Annotated in this window: 6 protein-coding genes and 2 pseudogenes; 4 read left to right on the forward strand and 4 right to left on the reverse strand. The window is 47.6% G+C overall.

Annotated features, from left to right (window positions below):
* From Q0668_RS21570 to Q0668_RS21580, 3 genes and pseudogenes are all read left to right on the forward strand, one after another.
* Positions 1–394 (forward strand): annotated as a pseudogene (locus Q0668_RS21570) (hypothetical protein); the annotation flags it as partial.
* A 42-nt stretch (positions 395–436) separates the two neighbouring features.
* Positions 437–2,071, forward strand: a complete 1,635-nt coding sequence (locus tag Q0668_RS21575) for a hypothetical protein (protein ID WP_298868450.1) — start codon at positions 437–439, stop codon at positions 2,069–2,071.
* Between the two features lie 80 nt (positions 2,072–2,151).
* Entirely contained in the window at positions 2,152–3,771 is a 1,620-nt protein-coding gene (locus Q0668_RS21580; RefSeq protein WP_298868451.1) for a protein adenylyltransferase SelO, read from the forward strand.
* Positions 3,772–3,788: 17 nt separating this feature from the next.
* Here the strand turns inward: Q0668_RS21580 and Q0668_RS21585 are convergent, their stop codons facing one another.
* Positions 3,789–4,196, reverse strand: coding sequence for a methionine-R-sulfoxide reductase (locus Q0668_RS21585; RefSeq protein WP_298868453.1), 408 nt, complete (start codon positions 4,194–4,196; stop codon positions 3,789–3,791).
* Between the two features lie 32 nt (positions 4,197–4,228).
* Entirely contained in the window at positions 4,229–5,314 is a 1,086-nt protein-coding gene (locus tag Q0668_RS21590; protein ID WP_298868455.1) for a cyclopropane-fatty-acyl-phospholipid synthase, read from the reverse strand.
* 545 nt (positions 5,315–5,859) lie between these two features.
* Here Q0668_RS21590 and Q0668_RS21595 point away from each other — a divergent pair.
* Complete coding sequence (locus tag Q0668_RS21595) at positions 5,860–6,321, forward strand: hypothetical protein (RefSeq protein ID WP_298868456.1); 462 nt, start codon at positions 5,860–5,862, stop codon at positions 6,319–6,321.
* A gap of 79 nt (positions 6,322–6,400) precedes the next feature.
* Here Q0668_RS21595 and Q0668_RS21600 read toward each other — a convergent pair whose 3' ends face one another.
* A complete protein-coding gene (locus Q0668_RS21600; protein ID WP_298868459.1) occupies positions 6,401–7,969 on the reverse strand; it encodes a hypothetical protein in 1,569 nt (522 codons plus the stop codon).
* Positions 7,970–8,179: 210 nt separating this feature from the next.
* A pseudogene (locus tag Q0668_RS21605) lies at positions 8,180–8,457 on the reverse strand (hypothetical protein); the annotation flags it as partial.

Below are 8,457 nucleotides of genomic sequence, written 5' to 3' on the forward strand. Positions count from 1 at the left end.
GATCGAACATCTCCAGGCAGCCGGTCGGACGGTTTTGTTTAGTTCGCATTTACTCGATGAAGTCGAAGCGGTCGCGGATGCAGTGGCGATTCTGGATGGTGGAAAAATCATTCGGCATTCCTCGACTGAAACACTGCGTAGTGAAGTCAAACGCATTGTTTTGACTTCTTCGGGTATTACAGATATCTCACAGCCTTCAGGTTTGCTGGATGTACAGCTGTTAGAAGATCAATTTATTGTAACCGTTGATGGGGCAGGAGACTTTGTGGAGCGTTTGACGTCTACGGGAGTGGATCATGAAGTTGTTGACTTAAGTCTGGATGAAATATTCGAATCGTTTGTGATCGGACGCACGCATGGCTGGCCTCAGGCGGGCACGCCGGTTGTTGTATAACGAAACATATATTTGAGAGCCACCGCTAGAAGGTTCAGTCCTATGGATTTAGTTTTACAGTCTCTGCTCTGGAAAGAATGGCAAGAGCGAAAAAGATTGCTCTTCGTCTGTCTGGCCTGGATTATGTGCGGTGTGGTTTATGTAGTGATTTATGAAAGTGTTCTCGGTTTTCGCACACCAGTGGCCCGGTTCGGGTCGATCTGTCTGGTCTATAGTTTGTTCATGACCATTTTTCTTGCCATGCGGGTTTGTTTAAGTGAAGTTTCGAGCCGTACTCTTTCGTTTACTTCATCGCTCCCTGTGTCACTTCATCGTATCAGCACTATTAAATTAGGCTTTGCTCTTTTTTGTTTATTGGGACCTATTTTTCTGGGGGCTTTGATTCTGTCAGTTCTGTTGGCATTTGGACTGCTGGAACAGGTGCCTGCACGCGCTGTGGGAATTCCACAGGGATTCGAGCTTATTAATAATTCCAGTCTATCGGCTATGGCAGCGATTGGCTTACTGGGAAAACTGACATGTATTATTATGGTTCAGTCAGCCGGATTATTTCTAGTTCTGGCTGTGATTGGTGCACGTCGTCGTTATGAAGTCCATATTGGTTTTCTAGGTGCTGTAATCGCTTTTCTGTGGGTGATTATGGTAGAAGCGCGGATGATGTTTAAATCAACTGAATTTTCGCTAATACATGATTGGATTGGCGCATTGTTTCCTCAATCGATGGTGATTTTCTACGGATATTCAAATGAAACCGGTAGCTTCAGCGATCTTGATCTTGCTAATTGGGTTTGGATGCCATTGCTTCTGAATCTGTTGATTCTATCCGGATTAGGATTCTGGTTTACGCGACGTTATGGAACACGGAACGGTCTTGTTTCTCGTCCTGAAAAACGACGCTGGAAATACCCGGCTCTGTTTTCCTGGATTTCTTTTCCGCATCGGGGACAAGCTTCTTCATTGATCTGGATTAATCTGAGGCAGGCTGTTCCCATCGCATTGGCGGGCCTGGCATTGGCATGTGTAACTGCGGTTGCGAATGTGCTTTCTACCGGTCATACCGAGGGAAGAACTATGACAATGACAGTTTACAGTCTGCCTTCCACAATGTGGATCATTGGAATTCTGTGGGCAACGGTAGTCGGTTCGGGAATCTTTGCGGCAGAACTTGCTCCCGGGTTGGGACATTTCTGGATGTCGAGACCGATTTCGATCAACCGCTGGTTCTGGTTCAAATATATTGTGGGACTGTTTGCCGTGCTGATGGTTTTGGATGGTACGACGATATTAGTAAGTTGGAATTCGCTTCATGATCTCTCTTCCCATGCCTCTATTTATGGAACCAATTTATTAAGTTGGTCCTATATCGCCTGTTACCCTCTTTTGCATTCGATTATGTATTCACTTGCCGTTTTTGGAGTCTGCTGGTGGAAAAAGCCGGTACGGGGGGCAGTGATGGCGCTGGTATTCTTTTTTGCTAGTTCTATACTCATAGAATCCATTCCTGCAATCTCTGAATACGATCCCCTTTATGTTTATAACAATCTATTTATGGCTGAACGAAAGGGGGAGTTTCTTCTAACCAGTTTTCATTTTCCGCTTGTATTCGGAATGATTGGCGTGATTACGCTCTTCGCCACGTATCTGGCTTCTCGAAAGATTCAGCGGTTGGAAGTGTGAGAATAGACCACCGGATTAAAGTGGTATGGGGATGAGACGCCTATCTTTTCATCTGCCTGCTTAAGTGATAGAATTTCACTATGAACAGTCAACAAACGGCCCGAAACCTGGATGAACTTCAGTTCGATAATCAGTTTACGCGAAATTTGCCTGCGGATGATGAGACGAAAAATTATCGTCGGCAAGTGATGCAAGCCTGTTACTCGCCTGTGTTACCCACGAAAGTGGCGCGCCCGCAGTTAGTTGCTTACTCAAAAGAGGTGGCTGATCTGCTGGATCTGCAGGTGAATGCTGATGAGTCTGATACTTTTGCTGATGTTTTTGCAGGCAATCGTGTGTTGGAAGGCATGGAACCGTATGCCATGTGTTATGGCGGACATCAGTTTGGGAACTGGGCCGGTCAGCTGGGAGACGGCAGGGCGATTAATTTGGGTGAGGTTCTGAATCAGAAGGATGAGCATTGGACCCTGCAACTGAAAGGTGCCGGCCCGACTCCTTACTCCCGTACTGCAGATGGACTGGCGGTATTGCGTTCTTCCGTCCGCGAATTTCTCTGTAGCGAAGCGATGTATCATCTGGGAGTTCCCACCACGCGGGCGTTGAGTCTGGTTTTAACTGGCGAACAGGTCGAACGCGATATGTTTTACGATGGGAATCCCAAATTTGAGCCGGGTGCTGTTGTGTGCCGTGTTGCGCCGTCGTTTCTGCGTTTTGGAAACTATCAGATTTTCGCGGCCCGGGGAGATATTAAAAACTTACGCACACTAGTCGATTATACAATACGGACCGATTTTCAACATCTGGGTGAACCGAGTCGCGCCGTTTATCTGCGCTGGTTCGAAGAGGTATGTCGTCGGACGGTAGAGATGATTGTGCATTGGATGCGTGTTGGTTTTGTGCATGGTGTGATGAATACCGATAATATGTCGGTACTTGGTTTGACTATTGATTACGGCCCCTATGGCTGGCTGGAAGATTATGATCCTAACTGGACACCGAACACGACTGACGCGACAGGGCGACGGTATCGGTTTGGGAACCAACCGCAGATTGCGCTCTGGAATCTGGTGCAGTTTGCGAATGCCCTCTATCCCCTGATAGAAGACGCTAAGCCATTAGAACAGGTACTGGATATTTACGCTGACAGCTTTGAACAAGGCTGGCAAAGTATGATGTCGGAGAAATTGGGGCTAGTATCATTTCAATCAGAAACCGATCTGAAATTGTTTGAAGAACTTCAGGAAGTTTTGCAACTGGCCGAAACTGATATGACCATATTCTTTCGTAAGCTTTCGTTGCTGGAGATCGAAGGCGATCAATCGGAAATTTCCGATGATGCAGTGTTACTCAAACCTTTGATGGATGCCTATTACCAGCCGGAACAGGTGGTGGGTGACGTTCGTACCAAAATCTGTGTCTGGGTTCGCAACTATCAGAATCGATTACGCGATGAACAGTCTTCGGACGCTGCCCGACGGGAAAAAATGAATCTCGTCAATCCGAAATATGTGCTACGAAATTATCTGGCACAATTGGCCATCGACAAAGCAGAGCAGGGCGATTTTTCTCTGGTGAACGAGCTGCTGGAATTATTGTGTCATCCTTATGATGAGCAACCTGGCCGGGAACAGCATGCCGAAAAGCGACCGGAATGGGCGCGTAGTCGAGCCGGTTGCTCCATGCTCTCCTGCAGTTCGTAGTGGTGTCTGGATCGCGATTATTTGATGACTGCAGGCAAGGTCTGTTCGGCTGGAATGAATTTCATGGAAATGGAATTCACGCAATGCCGCGTGTTTTTTTCGGTCATACCTTCACCGAGGAAGACGTGCCCTAGATGACCTTCGCAATGATGACAGACGATTTCTGTGCGAGAGCCGTCTGCATCGGGGCAGCGTTCGACGGCGCCGGGCAGTTCATCGTCAAAGCTGGGCCAGCCGCAATGGCTCTCAAATTTATCTTCGCTACGATACAGGGGCGCGTTGCAGCGGCGACAGATAAATGTACCTGTCGCTTTCAGGTTTGTGTATTCGCCGATGAAAGGTCCCTCAGTTCCCTTGTGTAGAATGACGCGTGTTTCTTCAGGTGTGAGATCATTATATTTTGTTTTGGTTGGTTTCGATTCCATCAGAGAAGTCCTGTTTAACTTAAAGTTGCCGATTAGACGCGTGTGAGCAAAGTTGCGATCGAGATAAAATGAAATTCGTAGCGTTCGGGATGATCCAGGAGCAGGCGTTCTACACGCTCGTAAATTTTATCGATGGTGTTTTCTTGCGGTAATTCGTCTGGAATCGTGAGGGCAATGACCGGTTCCGTAAAGGCACGTAGAAAGCCTGTGTAACTATGAGCCCAGGCTTTTTGATCGCCGGTTTTAGCGAGTGCATCATTAAAGGGTACGGGGACATCGCGGGTTTCTGCCTGCTCGATATGGAAAGCGGATGCTAATTGATCATTCTCCTGAATTGGCGTGATGAGTTCTTCCAGGCTGCGATAGTAAGCGGGAAAGATAAACTCCTCATAAAAACTGCGTGGTAACATTTCTGCTTCCACAAAATCAAGCAGCGCATCATTCAGGACATCACAAATGCCATGTCCGGTAGAGTGAGTTTCATTTCTGCCAAAAACTTGAACGAGCAGTTTTCCGCCTGAGACCAGTTCTTCAGCGCGTGCTTCATAAAAATGAGAGAGATCCTGATGCGCTTGATCGCGGAATGGTTTCAATTCACTTTCTGTGACGGAGACTCCTTCGCGTGGCGCGTGGGGGTTTGGTTGCATTGCCAGAATGAAATGGGGCAGTCTGGCGGTTGGTTTGGTTTCAAAGAAACCAATGGCGTTAAACGTGGTAGCCAGATGCAGAGAACGCGGCGGTACCAGGCGGCCAAAGGCCGATCCTCCTATGGTAGCGGGAAAGATATCGGTTTCTGTAAACGCGGATTCATCTTGCGGGAAGAGATTGGAAAACAGTTGGTTGAAGTCATTCGTTGGCAGATCATCAAATAGTGCCCAGACTGGCAAATCGGAATGGCGTCGCAAAGCGGTTGTCAGGCGGTTCATCGCATAGATTGCATTTCCGCCTTCTGACGAACCAATATCGAGAATATTCCACGATTTCTGTTGAGCATCTGGTGTAGGCAAGTCTGCAATGGCTTGTTCCAGCCAAGGAAGAAATGATTCCAGTGCGGATCGTTGTTCTTTCGAGTTGGCATCGTAATAACCGCTGCCCTTCATCCCGGTAGTGATAGGCATGATCGTAAATCCTGTAGGTGAAATGGTTCTGTAAGCCGAAGAAATGCCCGCTTTTTTTCTTCAGAAAATGATTCCGAAGCAGTCTTCTCATAGTGTATCGCATGTCGGTCTGGGATTCCATAAATGCAATATGGCGTTCTTCAAACATTGATCAGAGTGACCTGTAAGATGGGGAAGAATGCACAGTTTCGCTGTAGCAGCTATCGATTTTGACAAAATCAATAGAAAAAAGGTCTGTGCTACGAATTGAAAAAACGAATTTTACTTAAATGCAGTATACTAAAGACGTTTTATAATATTTGCATTTCTAAACAAAAAAAATTAAAAATCAATTCATCAGAAAAGCGGTTCTGAATACAAAAGTTTTTTTGACCCGCTGAATCATAAATGGTAAATTAGTAAGAGTGTTTTAAACTGTTCTTGTTTATTATTCGATTGATCGTGCAAATTTCAAACAGGAGTTGCCTACGAGAATCAATCAATCCAGCAACAAAGAGGGTGACTTTTGCAGGTTGTCATCTTTTCGAATCTAAGGAGGGCTTAGCATGGCCAGAAGAAATTCATCTATAATGAATGGCGCGTTGGAAGAAATAACCGCGTTGGAATATATCCTGATGGGCGACCTGCTGGATTTACTGGAAGAAGCCGACGGTGATGCGGGTGCCTGGAAGTGGATTTCTGAGGTGCTGGATACATTATTGAAAACGATGCCACGTGAATTTGAATTACAGGATGAAGGTGGCTATCTGGAAGAGGTTCTCGAAGAGCATCCCAACTGGCAGGGACAGGTTAGAAATCTATACAAGGAACGTTGTGCACTGCTTGTCAATTTAAGCGACTTGCGCAATCGCATGCAGGATTCGATTCCTTTGCGACAGATGCGTCAAATTGCCAGCGAGCTGCGGCATGAACTTCGCGACTGGATTACGAGCTATATCGCCCATCAGCGACACGAACGTCGAATATTCCAAGACGCCTTCAATAATGACATTGGCGCTGCGGACTGAGAGAGTGGGAAAAACTTGTCTGTACGCGGTAACGATTAGCATTTGGCTGTTTTTCGTTTTTTGCTAACGCGTTCTGTGATTAACTATTGATCTTCAATAAGCCGCAGGCTTCGGCGTAGCCGGGGGACGGTTTTCCGTATTCACTGGCGGTTACACGCGCGAGTGCTACCAGTTGACGCCAGCGGAATGCCTCGCGTGTCGTATTGAATTCTTCTTTAACCGTGCAGTAATATTTTTCCGCGTGCAAGGCACCGTCTTCGCTGGTGGCGTATTTGATTAACAGGTCGAACACCGGGCGGGCGCTCTGTCCCAGTTTTCCATATTGATGAATGATTGCAGCTGCACGGAACTGGTCTTTGTTGCGAATGGCTGCATCGGCTTCCTGGATTAATTTCTTGGGATCTCGTGATGTAATCGATTCCAGTTGTTCATCGAGCGGGTAAGGCAGTTCGTTCAGTTTGCTGTTGTATCGGCCTACAGCGGTGTGGTAGGCACCGACGATCAGGCTGGCAATGGTATTTCGTTTGTTGCTGACACGGGCGATATTTCGCCAGGCGTTGGCGGAATCTGAAGCATGTACGCCAATAGAATCGCCGTGCACACTGCCGATTGGCTTATCGGGACGCGCCTTCGTTCGACCCTGATCATGCAGGACCAGCGCATTTGATGCCAGCGAGATTGCTTCGCCGACAGCCTCCGGTTGGAAGCCTTCCGCTAATGCTGCAGCGGCTGCATCAGCTGCTTGTTCTGGGGTACTGCGATAGATTGTTTGCGCGAGCGTTTCTATGATGGTATCTATCCAGGGATCATCGACTTTTCTCGTTCCCAGTGGTTTACTGAGTAAACTGTACTGATCAAGAAGCATGGGAAGCACGGTCCGGATTTTGGATGGCGGGCGCTTCGAATTGTTGAGACCCTGTTCCGATTTCACACAAAATCGGACCGATTGACGCAGGAGCGAGTGTGCGTGTGCTTGTCCCACCATATCGAGCATCGCCCAGGCCCGCCAAGACAATACAACACGATGGACGTTCAGTTCATCCTGAATCGCGTATTGTAAATCGTTGAATGCTTGATCGACTGGCCCTTGTGCAAGGGCTGCGAAAGTACCTTCGGCTTTGTCGTAGTCGGCACTGCGGGTTGCTGCTTGCAGGAGTGGTCCGCCGGGGCTGCCTTTTGGTAGAGTCAATGGTTTCACCGGATGCAGTACTTCATTGTGCTGGCTGTCTGTGTCCTGGATTTGTGCTGTGTTTCGATAGAGTACTTTCAAGACCGGTAGCGCCTTGTGTTCTGACGGCAATTCCCGCGTCATCTGGTAGGCAGGCGCCAAAGCCATAAATGTATGGAATCCGATATAATCCTGGCCGCCAAATGATCGTGTATTTGCGAGGGCGGCAGCCGAGATTAATGTTTGCAGATCGGTGCCTGCATTTAATTTCTTGATCAACATCGTTTGTAATTTATCGAGTGGTGTTTCCTGCATGGCTGAGACAAGAGGTTCCATGTCGCCAAATGTCAGCTTGTTTGTGTCCTCGCCTGCGAAAGCGGGAGCAAGTCCCAGGTCAAAAGCGAGCGATGAACCGACGCTGCCGATTAACATGCCTCGTCCGATGTCTGCAAGAAATTCGCGGCGCGTGTTGGATTTCATTTTGTCTCTCCTGCTAAGGTTTTGAACCGAATATGACAAACATGACTCCTGCTTTCTCAACCTTTTAATATAACGTCAAAATTTCAGACTGCTCCTGTAATTCAGGAATTCTGATTTAGATCAGAGATTTATTTATTTGAGGGATTTCAAGTTCTGCTTTTGTGTGTACCCGATGATCGGGTTAAATCCCACAGAGTTGGCCCTAACTGTTTATGAGCCATAGTCATACACATAGACATTGACCTCAGAGTTACAGAGTGTTTGTTCGATGATGGGTTCGATCTTGTCCCATTTGCCGCCAGCGAGACCGCATCCGATGCGCGGCATATGTACGGAAGCTTCAAGTTCCTGTGCCATTTCGGCGACAGTCGTCAGGCATTGTTCGATGGCGGGATAGCGAACTGCGGGATAGCGAACTGCGGGATAGCGAACTGGCGGGCCTTTGCTGCCGGTTTTTATTCCGCGTTGACCAATCATATTTGCAATCC

This window comes from uncultured Gimesia sp., from assembly GCF_937910335.1.
Lineage (GTDB): Bacteria > Planctomycetota > Planctomycetia > Planctomycetales > Planctomycetaceae > Gimesia.

Excerpts from the sequence above, each read along its gene's own strand:
- Q0668_RS21575 (WP_298868450.1), top strand. The coding sequence starts at position 437 with ATGGATTTAGTTTTACAGTCTCTGCTCTGGAAAGAATGGCAAGAGCGA.
- Q0668_RS21580 (WP_298868451.1), top strand. The coding sequence starts at position 2,152 with ATGAACAGTCAACAAACGGCCCGAAACCTGGATGAACTTCAGTTCGAT.
- Q0668_RS21585 (WP_298868453.1), bottom strand. The coding sequence starts at position 4,196 with ATGGAATCGAAACCAACCAAAACAAAATATAATGATCTCACACCTGAA.
- Q0668_RS21590 (WP_298868455.1), bottom strand. The coding sequence starts at position 5,314 with ATGCCTATCACTACCGGGATGAAGGGCAGCGGTTATTACGATGCCAAC.
- Q0668_RS21595 (WP_298868456.1), top strand. The coding sequence starts at position 5,860 with ATGGCCAGAAGAAATTCATCTATAATGAATGGCGCGTTGGAAGAAATA.
- Q0668_RS21600 (WP_298868459.1), bottom strand. The coding sequence starts at position 7,969 with ATGAAATCCAACACGCGCCGCGAATTTCTTGCAGACATCGGACGAGGC.